Consider the following 17,538-nt stretch of genomic DNA (forward strand, 5'->3'; position numbering starts at 1 on the left):
AGAGAAGGACCATCATGACTGATCAACCCAAGCAACTAGGCGGCGGCCGCAAAATGTTCGGAGAGTTCGCACCGAAGCTCGCCGAACTTACCGACGACGTGCTCTTCGAGGACGTCTGGAACCGCCCCGAACTGAGCGCCCGCGACCGCAGCCTCATCACAGTAGCGGTGTTGACGGCCGGCGGAAACACAGACCAGCTGGGGTTCCACCTCGGCCGCGCCATCGAAAATGGTGTGTCTCAGGAAGAGCTGATCGAAGCGATCACCCACGTCACGTTCTACGCTGGCTGGCCCCGAGGCATGTCCGCGATGGGCATCGCCAAGGAACTCTTTACGGACAACAAGTAGGGAAGCCCATGAATATCGAACCCACCCTGCCGACCACCAAAAATCCGCCCGCGCAGTTCTCGGGCGACGTCTGGCTGGATCCAATCGCACTCCCCCACGAGCCCGACCAGACCATGGTTGTCGCCACCGTTCGCTTCGCTCCCGGCGCCAGGACAGCGTGGCACTCGCATCAGCACGGTCAGTACCTGCGTGTAACCCAAGGTGTCGGTCGTTTCGGTACCCGCGACGGCAAAATCATCGAAGTCCACGCTGGCCAGACGATCTACACTCCTCCCGGGGAGGAACACTGGCACGCCGCCGCCCCGGGCTGCTTCATGGAACACCTTGCCATGCTTCAAAACGGCGAAGACCCCTCAAAGACCACCCTCTGGGGCGAGCACATCACTGACGACGAGTACAACGGCCGTTCATCGGATGCTGAGGACACCGCAACGAGCATCAACGGCGCCGAATCGTAGTAGGTGGTTCGGGGACGAGCGGGCAGCTCCCTTGCTTTGTTGCTTTCGCTGCGCATCGTTGCAGCCCATGTGGAGAGCAGGTTGATTGCGTCATGTCCCGGGCTTACCGGTGCCGCACTGTAGGCGATGAGGGTGAGTCCTTCATCGCCGGGGAGTTGCATGGCCTGGAAAGTAAGTTCTCATAGATCTTTGCGATTTCTTGGCGGAGCGGTTGGCTCATGGCGGTGGACACTGCGTTCTCGCAGTTCGGCCCTCTCTTTATGGTGTGACGAGTACCTTTAGGGCTTGGCGGGCGTCCATTGCCGCGTACCCGGCGGGAACATCGGCGAGCGGAATGGTCCGATCAAAGACGCGGCCCGGATTGATGTCACCGTTGAGGACCTTGGGAATCGCGCCCTCGATGTAGCGGCGAACCGGTGCCGGGCCACCTGTGAGGGTGATGTTCTTGCCGAACAGGGAGCCGAAGCCGATAGGGGCATCCTCGTATTGCGGCACTCCGACGCGGGAGATCACTCCGCCGGGTCGGACGACGCCGTAGGCCTGCTCGTAGGCGGGCATGTGGCCGACTGCCTCGAGGACGACGTGGCTTCCCTCGCCGCGGGTGAGATCTAGGACTGCCTGGATGCCTTCGTCACCGCGCTCCGCGATGACGTGGGTTGCTCCGAAGTCACGGCCGAGGTCGGTGCGTGCGGTGTGGCGGCCCATCAGGATGATCTCTTCAGCGCCGAGCTGCTTCGCTGCGAGGACGGCGGACAGGCCAACGGCGCCGTCACCGATGACAGTGACGGTCTTTCCCGTAGCGATTTGTCCCATGAACGCGGCGTGGTATCCGGTGAGGTACACGTCGGACAGGGTGAGCAGACTCGGGAAAATCGCAGTGTCGTTCTCCGTGACGTCGGGGACGACGACGAGGCTGCCGTCAGCGAGCGGGATGCGGGCCAGCTCGGCCTGCAGGCCGTTGGTCTCGTTGGTGGCGTAGAAGCCGCCGTGCTTGCAGGCCGTCTGGAACCCGTCGCGGCAGAAGGAGCAGGTGTTGTCGCTGAAGGAGAACGGGGCGATGACGAAGTCGCCTTTTTTCACTGTGGAGACGTTGGATCCGACTTCCTCGACGACTCCGATGAGCTCATGGCCCATTGGGGTGCCCGTGTCGGAGATGGGGTGGGAGTGGTAGGGGTGCAGGTCGGATCCGCAGATGCAGGTGCGCACCGTGCGGACGATGGCATCGGTGGGGTGCTGGATCTTGGGCTCGGGGACGTTCTCGATCCGGACGTCGCCGGCACCGAAGATGACTGCTGCTTTCATGGGTGATCCTTCTGTGTGGTGGATTCGCGCTTGGCCGGGGCTGAGGCGCTATGGGAATGCGGTGTTAACCGCGAGGTGACGAGGACTGTTGCTGTGCGGGGTCCTGCGCTGAACTGCGCGGGAAGGTGCGGGCTGTTGGCGTACTTGTGCGTGAAGGTAGCATCGACGCGCTCGTTGATAGCAGGGTCTGCGGCTCGGAGGCTCAACGGGTGGGTCCCTACGGCGACCGACCTGATCCACACGGGGGTGCCGTAGGTGGCTCCGTCCTCTCGGGTTGGAGCCCGGTTCCGGCGCCAGTGGCGAGGACGACCCTGCCGTCAAATTCTGCAGACAATGCTTTTTCCAATCTGGATAAGACGGTTACGCAGGTAACCGGGCCCCTTGGCGTCGCTGTCGTTACCGGAGACGAACATGATGGGCTCGCCAGACAGGCGTGCGGGGTTGAGCATGATCTCGTATTGGACGGTGGTCAGCGACTTCACAACGTGGGTGTCGGGGAAGGCGCGCTGGATCTGCTCTCCGAGACTGTCGTCGTTGACGACGCTCAATCGTGGCGGCCAGCCCGCTCTGAGATCCAGCGGGAGTGCGAGGTCGAGCAGGACCTTCCCGGAGAGATTTTGAGCGCCGACGAGTTCGAGGGCGGCGATTGCGTTGATGCCGGCGGTGGAATTGATGATGAGCTCGCCGTGCGCCCCGGCTTCGGGCATCGTGACCAGGCGTGCATCCTGGTTGTCTCTGAACCATTCGGACAATGGCGGGGTGCCGTTGTGCTCCGGTTCAGTGCGGGCGAGGGTCGCCTCGGGGTCGCGGGGTCGCGGGATCCGACGACGACGTCGTGGCCGAGGTCCGTAAGCCTGGTCGCGAAGGCGCGACCAACCATGCCGGTTCCGTTGACTGCGATTCTCATGCTGTTCTCCTGGCTGGGTGTGTTTACTGGGTTTGTGGGACGGGAGGAATCGCCCCATGCGGCCGGCCGTTGAGTCGCATGTGCTGTCTGTTCGGAGGGTTTCGCTGGGGCGCTAGTGGGCGAGGGCGCGGGTGCGCTGGAACGTCCAGAGGCTCAGCCCGGCGATGAGGATCACGGCGCCGACAGTCATCACAGCGGTCCAGCCGCCAAGTGCCCAGAGGAGTCCGGCGAGAGCGGAGCCGATAGCACCGGCGATGAAGTTCCCGACCACGTACACGGTGTTCATCCGGCTGCGGGCTGCGGGGTTGATGCTCATCATCCGGGTCTGCGCGATCACCAGGGCTGCCTGCGAGCCGATGGAGAACAGGGCGATCGTGATGATGATGGCGACGATCGAGGTGCGGCCGATTCCGCCGACGACCAATGCGACCAACGCGACCAGCATCGCCGCGCCCAGGGCCTGCACGGACAGACCGCGGTCGAACAGCCGGCCGGCCTGCAGCGCGGCGACGGCCCCGAGTACGCCGATCAGGCTGATGAGGCCGATCGTGCCGGTCGAGTACGAGAACGGGGCGCTGGAGAGCAGCAGGGTCAGTCCGGTCCAGAACATGGTGAAAACACTCATCGGTGCGGCGCCGAGCAGGATCGTCACCCGAACACGACGGTCACCACGGACGGTCCGCAGAACGCCCATCAGCAGGTGCCCGTAGGGCTGCGCCTTCTGCGAGTCCACGCGGGGCAGACGCTGCGACAGCGCGCCGGCGAGGAGTAGTGTCAACGCCGCCGCTCCAATGAACACGGCACGCCAGCCGAGGACATCTGCGACCAGACCCCCCAATCCGCGGGCGAGGATGATGCCGAGCATGAGGCCGGACGCCACGGTCCCCAGCACCCGGCCGCGTTGTGCGTCCGAGGCGAGATCCCCGGCGAGGGGCGTCAGGATCTGCCCAGTGATCGACAAGGATCCCATCAAGGCGATGGCGACCAGCAGGATGGTAAACCCAGGGGCTGCTGCGGCCGCCGCGAGGGCGACACCGGCGCCGAGCATGATGAGCGGGACGATCCGCTTGCGGTTCATGGTGTCACCCAGCGGGACAATCAGGAACACCCCGACCGCATACCCGATCTGGGTCAACGTGATCACCAACCCGGCATCGCTCGACGCGACGCCCATATCCTGGGCAATCGGGGCGAGGAGCGGCTGCGCCCAGTACATGTTGCCGACCGAAAGTCCCCCTGCGATCGCGAAGAGCAACGTCAAGCCGCGAGACATCCCGCGCGGCTGAGTCGCTATACCCTGGTGTTCCTGCGTGGTCATTACTTCTCCAGATCATCGTCACGACGTTCATTTGAACGACGTCCGCCGACAGTTCCGGCGGCCGTTATCCATGTAACGGCACTGGCAGCCGACGAACCAGACCCGCATCGTCCCGGGGTCTGGCAGACCCCCTCACGCTGGGAATACCTGTGATGCGGCGGCAGGGGCGTGAGCAGCCGCTATGATGTTCACTTCAACCGGAGAGCAGCGGCTGTCAAGGAGTGCTGCCGCCAGGGAGCTCTAGTCCCGTTGGGATGCGTCGGACTCCTCTGGCGCTCGGTCATGCTCGGTGGTCCAGTTCCCAAGGATCTTCAGAGCGTCCGCAGTCGGGGAGTCAGGGCTCGCCGTGAATACGACGAGGTCGAGGGATGCGTTTCCGGCCACCGCGAATGTCTGAGACTCGAACACCAGATCGCCGACGAGCGGATGCCGGTAGCGCTTCTGTCCCCACCGGTAGCGGAGTACGTCGTGGGAGGCCCAAAGTGTCCGGAACAGTTCGCTTTTCGCCGAGAGCTCCCCGATGAGCGCGAAGAGGTCCTTATCTGCGTGATCCCGTCCTGCCGCTTCGCGAAGCAGTGCGGCGCCGTTGCGTACTGCGAGATCCCAGTCGACGTAGAAGTCCGGTGCTCTCGGGTCGAGGAGTTGGAACCGGAGCAGGTTGAAGGGTTCACCGTGGCTCCGGGCGACGTGCTGCTTCGCGTGCGGGTAGAGCTCCCACCCCATCCGGTTCGCGGCCACGATGTCCAGGCGCGTGTTCTGGATCAGAGCCGGAACCTCGAGCGCATCGAGTACGCGCTGCAGAATGACGTCCTGCCCCGCCGTTGACGGGCGTCGCGGCTTATTGATCCGTGAGCCTGCCGGTCGGAGCGCGTGTGCGAGCCGAAACAGGTGCTCGTGCTCGACGTCGTCCAGCCGGAGAGCGCGGGAGACTGCGGCGAGGATCTCATCAGAGATCCCCTGGACCCGGCCACGCTCGAGCCGCGTGTAATAATCGACACTGATCCCCGCCATATATGCGACTTCCTCACGGCGAAGACCGGGCACACGGCGCATCCCCGGGAACGGATTCATGCCCGCTTCCTTAGGGGTGATACGCGCACGACGTGTGGTCAGAAAGCCGCGCAGCTCTGCCTGATAGTCCATATCCTAACGCTACGACAAGGCATGCGCTGGTGGCAGGCACCCGCAGACCCCCGGACGAAGAGGCCCTGGCAGCACCAAAACGGCCGACCAGCCCATCTCATCCGAAAGCGGACCGCCATGCGAAACGCGATCCTGACACGAAGCATTGAGAATGACCACACCGGGCGAGGCTGCCCACAACCGAATGTCATCCGGTTCAGGCCCCCGTTGAGGGACCGGCTAGGCCGCGGGCGGACCGCCACTAAGCGAACCCGGCTCCAGTGCAGCACGTACCTTATGTGACTCAGTCCTTCGGGTCATATTTTCTCTGGCTCAGAGCCCGTCACCCCAGGAAATGTACCCCCAAGCGTCCTGAGTGCTTGTGGTTATGATGTGCACGTCAGCAGCCAACGCTAGGGATGGTCTTCAGGCAGCACGGGTTCGGGGCAGATCTCGTCCAGGCCAGCGAAACCCCGTAACCGGTTCCTCCTCAAGACGCGAACTAGGTAGCGGACCAGCACTTGTCCAAGAGCATTGGGCCTTCCGGTTCCAAGGAAGTTGAACACCTGCCATCGGCTGGCAAAGCTTAGGATCACACCCAAAAGTCTGCTACGGCGTGTCTCCTAATAGTCCCTGAGCGGTAGGTGAGAGCTGGTTTGTCGTAGCGGGTAGCCAGGGATCGCCGTTGCTTGAGCGTGTTGAAGCTGCGTTCGACGACGTTGCGCCGCCTGCGCGTGGCACCAGATTGGCGGTCCCGGCCATGACTGCTTCTGGTTTCAGCGCGTAGCGGAAGGGTCGGAGGTCAAGAACAGGTTGCACATCGCTGTTCTCCTAGAGAACGTGGCACAGACCGCCGAGGCGGCAGTCCCATCAATCACGTCGGGCTTGGCTTTGTGGATAGCCGGGCATCTTGACGTTCGTGCCGAGGCTGGCTGCCATCTGCTGATGTCTGGCGCATCATGCGCCAGCCCCGTTGCCTTGCGTTGACATCAATTTCCATGTCATCGCAGCGATCTCCTCAGGCATACATGGGAAGCCGCTGTGTAACCAGTCGAGCGCCACGCCGATCAGTGCTCCCCCGGTGAAGGCTGCAGCGACCTGGTCGTCCACCCGGGGTGCGGGTCGGGTGTCGCGCGGCCACGCGCCAGATGAGTTCTCGATACCGGTTCGGACGGCTGCCGTTATACGACGACGAATGTGGTCCGAAACCAGTGCGCTTCCCTGCGGGCCGAGGAGATTGCTGTAGAGCCCGGCATGGTCCTTGAGGTTTTCGAAGAACGCTTGCAGAGATTGTGGGCCGCGCTGTTCGACCGTGTCCGAATCTGGCGTCGGGAGCGACTCGACGAGCTCATCGATCAGGATGGTGCAGGCGACTTCGGCGAGCTGGTGCACGTTCTGATAGTGGTCGTAAAAGGTGGAGCGACTTACGCCCGCTTCTTCGGCAATCGTGGCGACGTTGATCTCTGCGAGATCGTACTTCTCAATCAGCGACAGGAGCGCTTCATTTAGGTTCTTGAGTGTTCGCAACACTCGCCTGTCGCTCGGTTTCGGGTTGTCATTCGCCGACGATGAACTTGCCATGAGCGGTCACTTCCTGTTGTAAGCCTGCATGTGGTGTTTATCCTACATCCGGAGGGTGATTTTATTGGGGCGCCTACTCCAGCTGAATGCCAACCTGACTGCGGATCATTGTGCGACATAGGAGTCGTGCACAGAACGCCATAAGTGGAAGAAGGTTGGCGTGACACCCCGTCAGGCCGCAGCAACTGATCGCCGCACTGATCGCGGCCACACGCTGCCGATCGTCAACCGCGCCGCCCTCCCGCCAGCAGAGGGCGTAGGGCGAATCGAACCTGTGACGCCGGCGCCATCGTACACATCAATTTATTCTCTTACTTTCCTACATTCGTAGGTTATCGTGCAGAAGTAGGCTAACCTCTGTATATTGCGGATGCCGAATGGCACCGCCGCCCGGAGGCGCCGAAAGAGGGCAACGGGCGACTATCTCCAGGGAGTGATCAACATGAACGGTCTGGCAGGCAAACGAGTCATCGTGGCTGGTGGCGGAAACGGCATCGGGCGCGCGACTGCCGAGCGGTTGGCCAATGAAGGGGCGTCCGTGGCTGTGGGAGATGTGAACTTCGACGCTGCTCATGCTGTCGTGCAGCAGATCACCGATGCCGGCGGTGCCGCGATCGCCGTACAGTTCGACCTCGCGGATGAGACGTCGGTGTCGAACCTTGTCAGCTCGACGGTCGAAGGCTTTGGTGGGGTCGATGGGCTCTACAACGTCGGAGCCGACGTCTCCGAGGGGGTGCTCGGGCAAGACGGTGACATCCTCGGCATGGACATCGCGGTCTGGCGTCGCACGCTCGAGGTGAACCTCATTGGCTACGCCCTGACAGCGCGTGCAGTGCTGCCCTACTTTATCGCCCAGGGAGGTGGGTCCATCATCAATACCTCCTCAGCGGCTGCACACGTGGGTGACCACTCGCGAGCCGCCTACCAGACGAGCAAAGCGGGAATCAACGCACTCACTCGTCACATCGCAGTGCGCTGGGGGCGTGACGGCGTTCGCAGCAACGCAGTTTCTCCGGGTGTCGTGCCGACAACATCCGCGGAAAAGATGGCACTCCCGCCGGAGGCGCTGGAATTTGTTCGCCAGACAATCCCCAGCACACGTTTAGGGCGGCCGGAAGATCTCGCTGGCGTCGTGACATTCCTGTTGTCAGACGATGCCGTGTGGATCAACGGTCAGGTGTGGTCGATCAACGGGGGAATGCTGTTGCGAGAGTAATTCGGGACCGAAGCCTCGCCGTAATGCCGCCCGAGTGCTCGACGTCGGGCGGCATCACGCACGTCTTCAGAGATAACGGGACGACCCCCGGTGTTGGTTGACCCCCTGACCTAAAGAGCTGGCGCTCGTGGAAGGATCCTGACCATGTCGGATATACCCTGAGTCACATGCCCTCCCCGGGACCAGCCGGCGTCAGAGGGCCAGCCCGGTGACGGAACGCGACTGGATCAAGGCGCACCGCGACCGCGTCAACGCGGCCTTGGATATCCATGCCGAGGATCCGGCTTCGGGTACCGTTTCATCACTGACGAGCTCCAGTGAAGGGCGTCACAGCGGGCGAGAACAGGATCCAGCGCCTATGCAGGGACCACGGCACCTAGCCTGTGTTCTCGGAGCAGCGTGGCCTGAACGGCAGACCCGGGGCCGCCTGTTCATAATGACCTGGTGGAGCGGGACTTCACTGCAGAGGTGCCGAACAATGAGTGACCGACCGACATTACCGAACATTCCACCGCAGAGGGGAAGCTATCTCCGCGCGGTGAAAGATGTCTATTCCGGGAGGATCGTTGTGTACTCGATGGCCACGCGGATGAATTCCTCGCTACCGCCGAGGCTGGCTGCCCGTCCTTCGGTGTTATCAGTGAGCGGGTCCGTCCCCGCTAGCCTCAACGACTGCGTGAGATCACCCTCGCTGCGCCTGTCGAGGTGGTGTGGGCCAAGCGGAGATTCCAGTAGCCTCGAACCTCAGCGGACCGAAAAGTCCCGCGAGTGATCAGTCCGCATCGGTTCGGATGGGGGCCGCGAAGTCGATCGGCACGTGGTCTCCCTCAAGCAGCATCCGTGATCGCGGCGAACGTGTCCGTCAAGACGTCCCGGAATCGTTCTTCACCGCCCCCCGCAGCCCACTCCGAGAGTGCGACATCGAGACAGGCCAACGCCGCACTCGCCAAGGTCAAAGACTTTCTCCGTCGAGCGATAACGGAGCCGTGCAGTCGGGTTTCGATCTCCGGGGCGAGCAACTGTGCCCATGTGAAGTGTTTTTCGATGTTTCGTGCGCGAAGCGCCGGTGTTGCTTGGATGACTCGGAGTACGAGAAGCCACTGCTCGCGAGCCAAATCGACGGAATCGGCGCTCTGCAGGAATGCTGCGTGCACTGCGCTCCAGGCATGCACGTCCGAGGGCACCAGCGCCAGCGCATCACGAAGTATGATGCCGTTCTCCATGATATTCGTGAAAACGACGTCTTCCTTCGTTGCGAAATGTCGGAAGAACGTACGCCGCGAGATGCCAGCAGCTTCTGCGATCTCGTCCACAGTGACCGCCGAGAAACCCCGCTCATCGAACAACGCCAGTGCAACCTCGGCGATGCCCTGGCGAAGAGCATCGCGGGCTCGTTGACGCACGTCGACAATCAAAACCATGCTCACATCTTATCAGTCGTGACACTCCGTGCCCATTTGTGCGTTGGAACGCATTTAGACGCAATGTGGCACTCAGTGCCAATATGTGTCTATGATGCCATTTATAGACAACGTAGAGCAGGAGCAACGAATGTCGGTAGCTATGCGCCGTAAGGCGCTCATCATCATCTCGTCGGCGCACGACCTCAGAATCGCCGAGCCGGCGCATGTAGGCTCAATATCGACGGGATTCTTTCTCGTCGAGCTCGCGGAGATCCTCCGGACGTTCGGCGACGAGTACGATTTCACCTTCGCAACCCCGGATGGGCGGGCTCCACAGCTTGATATCAACGGCATCGCCTTGGCCATGCATGCTGGGTCAGCCTTCGGGCTGACCATCGGTCTGACGATGATCGAGCAGGCAGGACGCAAGCCCGACATCCAGGGGCTACGTCGCCGGCACCGAGGTCTCGCGGAGCGGCGTGAGCGCGAGGTGCGCCTGCTCGAGCAACATCTCGGCGGCATCCCTGTTTCCCGCATCCTTCCGAACACTGAACCGGAGCTTGTTGAGTATCGCGAGGAACTCGTCGAGAGACTAAGCAACCTTCCCGCCATACCGTTCGCTTCGCTCGAAACGATCGTGCAACGACACCGAGACCGTTCGGACGCGTTCAATCTAGCTGAGTTCGACTTCGTGCATGTACCCGGCGGTCACGCTCCGATGGCAGATCTAACATCGGACGCATGGCTCGGTGAGACCTTGCATGTCGTACGCGAGAATGGCGGCGTGATCTCGCTCATCTGCCATGGGCCGGTCGCGCTTGCATCGACCTGGTGGCGCGTTGATGAGGACGGCGAACCGTATCGTCTCGTTGAGAATGCGTTCACGGCGGCGAAGGTGACAGTTGCAGACAAGCGCTCTGAGCTGATCGCATTCACAGTGAGCTATCCACATGTTCCTGGTGAACGGAGCCGCCCCACTTCCTACGCGGACGAAATTCTCCGCGATGCGGGGTTCTCTCTCGCCGGAACGATCAACCCCACCTCAGCACGCGCAGTCTACGACAGCGAACTGCGCGTACTCACAGGCAACGGACCCCAGGCGATCGACGTTCAGACTTCGAGGCTGAGTCAGGCACTCGTAGGGATTAGACAGGGTCTCCCGGCTTCGCGCTGAGAAGAAACAAAAGAATGTTCGCACTGCCCAGCTACCAGTGGGAAGTGCGAGTCAGAATAAACAAAATCGACCTTCGTAAGGAAGCAACTATGCGCGCAGTCATCTACCGTTCGGTGGGCACTCTCGACGATATCAGCGTCGAGGAAGTCCCAATCCCGGAGCCGGGTTATGCCGAAGTGAGGATCAAAGTACAGGCGGCCGCCCTGAATCCCACCGACATCGCAGCTTGGAGCGGGCGGTTTCCGGCACCACCGGAGGGCGACTTCTTCGGGATCGGCTGGGATATCGCCGGTGTCGTTGACGTCCCCGGACCAGGAACAGTGTGGCAACCGGGTCAAGCGGTGATCGCAATCAGCGCTGGTGCCGTGGCCAAGTATCGGGCGCAAGCCGAGTACGTCATCGTACCGAGCCACGCACTCGCCCCAGCCCCGGAAGGCATCGACCCGACAGCAGCATCCACTATCCCCCTCAATGGACTCACCGCGGCACAGTCCGTCGAGCTGCTCCGAATCGAGCCGGGAACTACGGTTCTGGTCACCGGCGGCCAGGGCGCCGTGGGAGCGTACGCCGTGCAGCTAGCGAAGCGACGGGGCGCGACCGTTATCGCATGTGGTCGTTCGGCAGACGGCGCATTCGCCACAGACATCGCCGGCGCCGACGAGTACCTCATCTCCGACGACGCGCTGGTGGGTGCTATCCGTAGCCGCTATCCGAATGGTGTTGACGGTGTCATCGATACCGCGATGCTCGGCGACGAGGTCCTCGGCGCAGTGCGAGACGGGGGCGCATTCGTCTCCACGCGTATCGACGCCCTACCGCAATCCGAGCGCGGCATACGGGTCCGACTCACACAGATCGCCGCCGATGGCGCGATGCTCACGACCCTTTCGGACCTCGCCGCACGAGGAGAACTCGCCCTCCGCGTCGCTGCGAGCTATCCACTAAATGAGGCCCGGGCCGCGCACGCTCATCTCGCTTCCGGGGAGGTGAGCGGCGGACGCATCGTGCTGACCGTTCCCTGACGAACTGTTGCGGAGCAGCGGCGCCCTCCCCGTTCCAATGACGGAGGCTACGAGGGCGTCGCGGAGTCGGCGGGTAGATCGTGCAAGGCGCGGCACCTTCGCCAACATCGGGCAGGCAGCCCGGACGGCGGGCGCCAGAGTACGCCAACGACCTCCGAACGATTGGCCTAGTGTACTCTAACGTTCATTTTCTCAAGCGACCCCAGCGGGGGAATGCGGTTATTCTTTGCCACGCCTGGGTTACAGGGCTGAAAGTGTTCACTTCTCTCCCGAAAACATGATGCACTGGCATGGGGCGCACAAGGTTTTCAGGATCTTTCCGGCCGGTTCGAACTCCTTCAGCCCTCAATGGACTGATCGGCCCAAAGTCTCGTGCCCCGTCCTCGCATTCGACCGTAGCCTTACCGGGGTTTTGGAACACCACCGCCCTCCCCGGCCTTGCAGACGATCCGCAGATACCCGGAATTCATCTACCGCGGCAGCACCATCGCACCCCACCAACCGCATAGTCCTCCCCACGCGGGCCGACGAAGCGGACCACGCCACCGCCGCCGAAAACCCGCATTAACACCATCCGCGCCGGGGCACCCCATCAGGCGGCACTAGAAGCCAGGAGGCTCTGGAGGGCTTGCTGGATAGCATCGACTTCCCCACCGACGGGGACTGCGCCACGCTCATCGCGAACTTTCAATTCCCGCACATCCGCGACCGGCTCATGGCAGACATCCCCGGCATCAACGAACCACCCCAACACATCTCTTCGCCCAAACCGGGACCGCGCCGAAGTGGTCGCGCGTCTAAAGGGCCCAACGACTCCTCATTCACGCACACACCAGAACCCGTCCACACCACGCAGCACCAATCCTCACCACCATCGGCTACATCAACTGGTGGGAAGGCCGAGGATCCAAAGCACACCAATACATGCACCTCGCCCTCGACACAGACCCCGGCTACCGCTTCGCACGACTCACCGACCAATGCTCGGAGCCGGCATCATCGCCGCCTGGAACACCACAAAAACACCGCATACAAAACCCGACTCGACATGCCCTAAACGTAGTTCGATGCCCACGATTCTGGAACCAGGGCGTTGTTTTAGTCCTGGCGCACAGCTCCGGCCGCCCCGTGGCGTGCAAGGCTTTCCTCGCTCCAACGATCAGTAGGCATTCTCTTTCTCGCTGATGTGCTTCATGGGTGTTACCCAAATGGTGCCTCAATCAACACCCTGTTGCCGCCATAGGCGGGCAGTCCTGCTTCATCGGGGGTGATTCTGACGCGGCGGGTGGTCAGGAACCTCCACACGTCCTCGCTGTGTGTCATGGCTTCCACGCTACGCCCGGGGGCTGACGCGAGGGAGGAACTGCCAGTCCGCGCACGCCGGGGACCGGTTCATGGGGGTACTGACATGCACTCCCACGAGGTCCACCACCGGTGTTCACTGGAACCTGGCCACCAATTTACGAAGGAAACACCATGCGAGCAACACTGATCTACGGTGCCGGAGACGTGCGCGTCGAAACCGTCCCCAACCCCACCATCCAGGAGCCCACCGACGCAACCGTCCGTATAGTCGCCGGCTGCATCTGCGGCAGCGACCTGTGGCCCTACGCCTCCAAACCCGAATCCCCCGAAGGCGCCCGCATGGGCCACGAGTTCGTCGGCATCGTCGAAGAACTCGGCTCCGAAGTGACCGGCCCGACAATTGGTGACTTTGTCATCGCACCTTTCGTTGCCTCCGACGGCACCTGCGACTTCTGCAAGGAAGGCCTGCAGACCTCCTGCCGCAATGGTGCCCATTGGGGCGGGCACGACGACGGCGGGCAGGGCGAATATGCCCGCGTGCCGCAGGCTTCGGGAACCCTTGTTGTGGTCCCCTCCGGCTTCGACGAGACGCTGATCCCGTCATTGCTGAGCCTCTCCGACGTCATGCCCACCGGCGGGGTCGCGCCGGCCAGGGCGTACATCGAGGAACTGCTGCCCTCGTACTCGACGGCCGCATCACTACGGGCAAAGTACTGGTCCGACCATAACGTCCGGGATCGCCGGAAGATGGAACCTGCGGCGCCAACCCCAACCACTTAATAACAACTGCCAACCAGGTTCAGCGGGCCTCGCCGCCGACTCGGCAGGAAAACCAGACACAACGAGTGCCGGTGACGGTCGCTTTGAGGTGACTCTGCTTTACGAAGCACCTCGTCGGTTCGGAAGCGATACATTACCCGATCTCGCATCCCCACCTTCCTCCATAAATGAACATCAAAGATTAGGAGCAGTCATGCAGAAACGTCTTTTGGGTCGAACAGGACTCGCGGTCTCACCAATCGCGATTGGCGGGGCAGCTTTCACATACGTCCACGAGGCCACCGGATGGAACCCGCTGAGCGAGGAAGGGGCAGAAACTGTTATCGACACTCTCAACGCCGGTCTTGACTCAGGGATCAACTACATCGACACGGCCCAGGCATATGGCGATGGCTACAGCGAGACTCTCATTGGTCGGGTAATGAAAGAACGCCGCGATGAGTGCGTGCTCGCCAGCAAAGCGTGGTTTCATCTTGATGCCGCGGGCATGGAAGACAGCGTCCACAGCAGCCTTGAACGCCTGCAAACCGACCATATCGACGTGCTACAAATCCATGGGCGCATGTTCTCCAACAAAGACGTGGACCATGTCATCAATGGCGGCCCTCTCAGTGCACTCGTCAAACTGCGTGCACAGGGCAAAATCGGCCACATCGGTATCACTTCAGAGGAACCATGGACACTGATACCGTTCCTGAGCACAGGAGAGATCGAGGTCTATCAAATCGCTTATAACCTCATCTACCAGGGGGCAGCACGCCATTTCCTGCCCCAAGCGGACGAAGCGGGTGCCGGCATTGTCACCATGCGAACGATGACCTCCGGGATCTTCCAACGAGAAGCTACATTCCTCGCCCCCGGATGGCAACAGGCGCACAGCCTGTACGACACCGCCCTGAAGTTCGTGCTGTCCGACTCCCGTATCCATTCAGGGATCATTGGGATGCGCTGGCCTCACGAAGTCCAACAGAACATCAGCATCGTCGAGAGTTATGAACCCGTGACTGACTTTGCCCAAATGCCACGCGTGACTTTCGGCGTATACAAGGCCGAGGACGAAGCAGCCCCCAGTGCGGCAGAACCGATTCACTGATCCTTAACCTCTCATGCGGCATAGGGCCGCTAGCACGGTTCAAGTCAAGACGTCGTCAGCAACACTGCCCTCGACAGGGGCGGCAACTGCCGTTCCATCGCTGAATGATTCTTGTCCATCTTTCAGCCAGGCTAGGCCTATCCGCGTCCGTCGTTGCGGCTTCCAGGGCGACAAGACTGATGGCACCCCATGAAAAACGATTTGGCACCGGCCCAGATTGAGTGACGAGGATAGCTGGTTGTGGCATGTCAGTGCACCTGAGCACCCACCGTTTGCATCGGGTGAGTTCGCCCTACGTCGGTTGAACTAGTGACTGGAGCGGCATATTCTCAGGCCGCGCAATCCACCATCACAACGAACGCGGTGGAGTCACATAGTTGGACACCTAGTCCAACTATCAGAGCGGGGCAGACCGCTCGTCCGCAACCCTAAATGCGCAAGGCGAGTCAGATTCCCCACGAGCGTTTGATCATGTCGATGAAGATCCTCATCTGCTCGGCGAGGTTCATCGGCAACTCGACCCCAGATTCTTGGCCATCCCGAGCGCTCAGCTGGCACAGCCAGAGTACCTGAATGCCGTCGGAGTAGGCCGTGACTGATCGAGCGAGCTCGATCGAAGGTGCATCCGCCTTGACATACCCGCGCCGCTTTCCCTCTTCGAACCCTGAAGCAATAAGCTCGACAGCGCGCTCCAGATGCGCGCGCATCCACCCGTGGGCGGGGTGGTCCGGGTTCATCACACTCGGCAATAACGAGGTATAGAGCGCTATCGTCTCCGGGCGGCGTTCGTTACGGACCGCGAGATCTACCCATGAATCGAGGAAGTCCCACGGTTCCTCAGAGGGAGTCCACTGATCCTGGTTCTGACCATCCCACTGCTCGAGAACCGCGGAGTAAAGAGCTACTTTCGAGCCGAAATGGTGAAGCAGCCCCGCCTTCGAGATGCGGGCCCGCCGGGCAATCTGATCAAGGGATGACGCCTCATACCCATCCGTGGCAAAGACGTCTGAAGCTTCATCAAGGATGCGCTGCCGTTTGTCCTCTCCACCTGCTGGGGGGCGTCCGACTCCACGTTGCCTAGCTTCACTCACAACTTCAGAATACCGCCTCATTTTAATTTATTGACTGGTTGGTAAATTAGGTTCTATGATCTTCATACATCGGGCACCCGCCCGGCAACGATGCCTGAAGGAGTGCACAACATGTCCCACCCAACCTCGTTCTCCGAGTTGAAGCCCCCAGGAACTGCGACTACGTCGATCTCGGCCACGTCGGCGACTGCCGTTCAGATCTTCCGCTACTGCATCGGTTTCGCGTTGCTTGGCTTCCTATGGGTGGCTGGCTTTATGGTTGTCGCGGCCGTCGTCCTACCACAGCGGCTGACCGACCTGGGCTTCGCGAACCCGGCGGGGGTGCTGGGCGCCGTCAATGCCTTCGGCGCGATGTGCGCGCTGGTCGCCAACCTCGTCGTCGGAAACCTCTCTGATCGGACGCGAAGCCGGTTCGGACGTCGCTCTCCGTGGATACTTGCCGGAACGATCACAGCAGGCGCCAGCCTCATCCTTGTCGGCGCCCTCACGAATCCTGCTGCCATCATCCTCGCCTTCTGTGGCTTCCAGATCACGGTCAGCCTGCTGCTGGCGCCAGCCGTCTCGGTCCTCTCCGACCGAATTCCTCAGCAAGTGCGCGGAACGGCGTCGGCTTTCTACGGAGGAGGCGTTACTGTCGGCGTCCCCAGCGGATCACTCATCGGCGCAGCCTTCCTCGGCAACACCTTGCCCGGTTTTGTACTCGGCGGCGGACTCGTCGTAGTCAGCGGCGTCATAGCATTGCTCATCTGGCCCCGCGAGCCTTCGGCACGGGACCTGCCGCGCACCCCACAGTCACTCACCGAGGTGTTCCGGTCTTTCCGTCCACCGCGCAACGCACCGGATTTCTACTGGGCATTTGGGCAGAGGTTCTTCATGCTCATCTCGTACAACATGGTGGTGGCCTATCAGCTCTACATCGTGCAGCAGCACGTCGGGCAGGGTCTCGCCGAGTCAGCCCAGACGCTTGCGGCAATGTCCATCATCACCCTCGTTGTGTCGATTGTCGGATCCGTAGCTTCCGGCCCGATTTCCGACCTCATCAAGAGGCGGAAGCTGCCGGTGGTTCTAGCTAGTCTGCTCTTCTGCATCGGAATCGCCATGCCGTGGATCTACCCATCGACCATGGGAATGCTGTTGTTCGCTGGTATCGCCGGCTTTGGATACGGCGTCTACACCTCGGTCGATCAGGCACTCCTCGTAGATGTCCTTCCCGACCCTGCTCAGGCGGGCAAGGATCTGGGGATCCTCAATCTATCCACAACGGGTGGTCAGACCCTCGGACCGGTGATCACCTCTACTATCGTCACAATGACTGGGTCGTATGCGCTTGTGTTCCCCGTCTCCATTGCGGCGGCCTTAATCGGGTTGATATTCGTTATCCGCATCAAGCACGTCCGCTAATCCTCCCCGCTTCGCAAA

17 protein-coding genes and 2 pseudogenes are annotated in these 17,538 nt (G+C 61.6%); 10 read left to right on the forward strand and 9 right to left on the reverse strand.

Going from position 1 to position 17,538, the window contains the following annotated elements; translation table 11 throughout:
* Positions 1–14 precede the first annotated feature (14 nt).
* Positions 15–347, forward strand: a complete 333-nt coding sequence (locus RQH14_RS19175; RefSeq protein ID WP_311214722.1) for a carboxymuconolactone decarboxylase family protein — start codon at positions 15–17, stop codon at positions 345–347.
* A gap of 8 nt (positions 348–355) precedes the next feature.
* The gene (locus tag RQH14_RS19180) at positions 356–805 is read left to right on the forward strand and encodes a cupin domain-containing protein (protein WP_311214723.1); all 450 of its coding nucleotides are present in this window, start codon (positions 356–358) and stop codon (positions 803–805) included.
* Between the two features lie 258 nt (positions 806–1,063).
* Here RQH14_RS19180 and RQH14_RS19185 read toward each other — a convergent pair whose 3' ends face one another.
* The 6 genes from RQH14_RS19185 to RQH14_RS19215 all read right to left on the reverse strand — a co-directional run bounded on the left by RQH14_RS19185 (position 1,064) and on the right by RQH14_RS19215 (position 7,035).
* On the reverse strand, positions 1,064–2,107 hold the full coding sequence (locus RQH14_RS19185; protein WP_311214724.1) for a zinc-binding dehydrogenase: 1,044 nt from the start codon (positions 2,105–2,107) through the stop codon (positions 1,064–1,066).
* The gene (locus tag RQH14_RS19190) at positions 2,104–2,313 is read right to left on the reverse strand and encodes a hypothetical protein (RefSeq protein ID WP_311214725.1); all 210 of its coding nucleotides are present in this window, start codon (positions 2,311–2,313) and stop codon (positions 2,104–2,106) included. The genes RQH14_RS19185 and RQH14_RS19190 overlap by 4 nt, the downstream gene beginning before the upstream one ends.
* A gap of 111 nt (positions 2,314–2,424) precedes the next feature.
* A complete protein-coding gene (locus tag RQH14_RS19195; protein WP_311214726.1) occupies positions 2,425–2,859 on the reverse strand; it encodes a hypothetical protein in 435 nt (144 codons plus the stop codon).
* Positions 2,860–3,126: 267 nt separating this feature from the next.
* Positions 3,127–4,332, reverse strand: a complete 1,206-nt coding sequence (locus RQH14_RS19200) for an MFS transporter (RefSeq protein WP_311214727.1) — start codon at positions 4,330–4,332, stop codon at positions 3,127–3,129.
* A 240-nt stretch (positions 4,333–4,572) separates the two neighbouring features.
* The gene (locus RQH14_RS19205) at positions 4,573–5,403 is read right to left on the reverse strand and encodes a helix-turn-helix transcriptional regulator (RefSeq protein ID WP_396136332.1); all 831 of its coding nucleotides are present in this window, start codon (positions 5,401–5,403) and stop codon (positions 4,573–4,575) included.
* A 1,008-nt stretch (positions 5,404–6,411) separates the two neighbouring features.
* Entirely contained in the window at positions 6,412–7,035 is a 624-nt protein-coding gene (locus RQH14_RS19215; protein WP_311214729.1) for a TetR/AcrR family transcriptional regulator C-terminal domain-containing protein, read from the reverse strand.
* A 442-nt stretch (positions 7,036–7,477) separates the two neighbouring features.
* On the opposite strand from RQH14_RS19215, the gene RQH14_RS19220 reads away from it, so the two are divergent.
* Together RQH14_RS19220 and RQH14_RS19225 are read left to right on the forward strand one after the other, a co-directional pair.
* Entirely contained in the window at positions 7,478–8,251 is a 774-nt protein-coding gene (locus tag RQH14_RS19220) for an SDR family oxidoreductase (RefSeq protein WP_311214730.1), read from the forward strand.
* A 190-nt stretch (positions 8,252–8,441) separates the two neighbouring features.
* Positions 8,442–8,855, forward strand: a pseudogene (locus RQH14_RS19225) (IS3 family transposase); the annotation flags it as partial.
* 223 nt (positions 8,856–9,078) lie between these two features.
* Here the strand turns inward: RQH14_RS19225 and RQH14_RS19230 are convergent.
* A complete protein-coding gene (locus RQH14_RS19230; protein WP_311214731.1) occupies positions 9,079–9,672 on the reverse strand; it encodes a TetR family transcriptional regulator in 594 nt (197 codons plus the stop codon).
* Positions 9,673–9,802: 130 nt separating this feature from the next.
* On the opposite strand from RQH14_RS19230, the gene RQH14_RS19235 reads away from it, so the two are divergent.
* The 3 genes from RQH14_RS19235 (at position 9,803) to RQH14_RS23180 (ending at position 13,035) form a co-directional block, all read left to right on the forward strand.
* A complete protein-coding gene (locus RQH14_RS19235) occupies positions 9,803–10,828 on the forward strand; it encodes a DJ-1/PfpI family protein (protein ID WP_311214732.1) in 1,026 nt (341 codons plus the stop codon).
* A gap of 113 nt (positions 10,829–10,941) precedes the next feature.
* Positions 10,942–11,850: an NADP-dependent oxidoreductase gene (locus RQH14_RS19240; RefSeq protein WP_311214733.1), complete on the forward strand. Its 909-nt coding sequence runs from the start codon at positions 10,942–10,944 to the stop codon at positions 11,848–11,850.
* 861 nt (positions 11,851–12,711) lie between these two features.
* Positions 12,712–13,035 carry a hypothetical protein gene (locus RQH14_RS23180; protein WP_396136675.1) on the forward strand — a complete coding sequence of 108 codons (324 nt, stop codon included), beginning with the start codon at positions 12,712–12,714 and terminating at the stop codon, positions 13,033–13,035.
* Positions 13,036–13,077: 42 nt separating this feature from the next.
* Here RQH14_RS23180 and RQH14_RS19245 read toward each other — a convergent pair.
* Positions 13,078–13,173, reverse strand: a pseudogene (locus tag RQH14_RS19245) (transcriptional regulator); the annotation flags it as partial.
* A 153-nt stretch (positions 13,174–13,326) separates the two neighbouring features.
* Between RQH14_RS19245 and RQH14_RS19250 the strand changes: the two are divergent.
* The gene (locus RQH14_RS19250) at positions 13,327–13,935 is read left to right on the forward strand and encodes an alcohol dehydrogenase catalytic domain-containing protein (RefSeq protein ID WP_311214734.1); all 609 of its coding nucleotides are present in this window, start codon (positions 13,327–13,329) and stop codon (positions 13,933–13,935) included.
* Between the two features lie 193 nt (positions 13,936–14,128).
* A complete protein-coding gene (locus RQH14_RS19255; protein ID WP_311214735.1) occupies positions 14,129–15,028 on the forward strand; it encodes an aldo/keto reductase in 900 nt (299 codons plus the stop codon).
* 446 nt (positions 15,029–15,474) lie between these two features.
* Here the strand turns inward: RQH14_RS19255 and RQH14_RS19260 are convergent, their stop codons facing one another.
* Positions 15,475–16,119, reverse strand: coding sequence for a TetR/AcrR family transcriptional regulator (locus tag RQH14_RS19260; protein ID WP_311214736.1), 645 nt, complete (start codon positions 16,117–16,119; stop codon positions 15,475–15,477).
* 111 nt (positions 16,120–16,230) lie between these two features.
* On the opposite strand from RQH14_RS19260, the gene RQH14_RS19265 reads away from it, so the two are divergent.
* Positions 16,231–17,520 (forward strand): MFS transporter, encoded by a 1,290-nt coding sequence (locus tag RQH14_RS19265; protein ID WP_311214737.1) that lies wholly within the window; start codon positions 16,231–16,233, stop codon positions 17,518–17,520.
* Positions 17,521–17,538 lie beyond the last annotated feature (18 nt).

The organism is Arthrobacter sp. WCS2018Hpa-7 (assembly GCF_031843805.1).
Classification (GTDB): Bacteria; Actinomycetota; Actinomycetes; order Actinomycetales; family Micrococcaceae; genus Arthrobacter.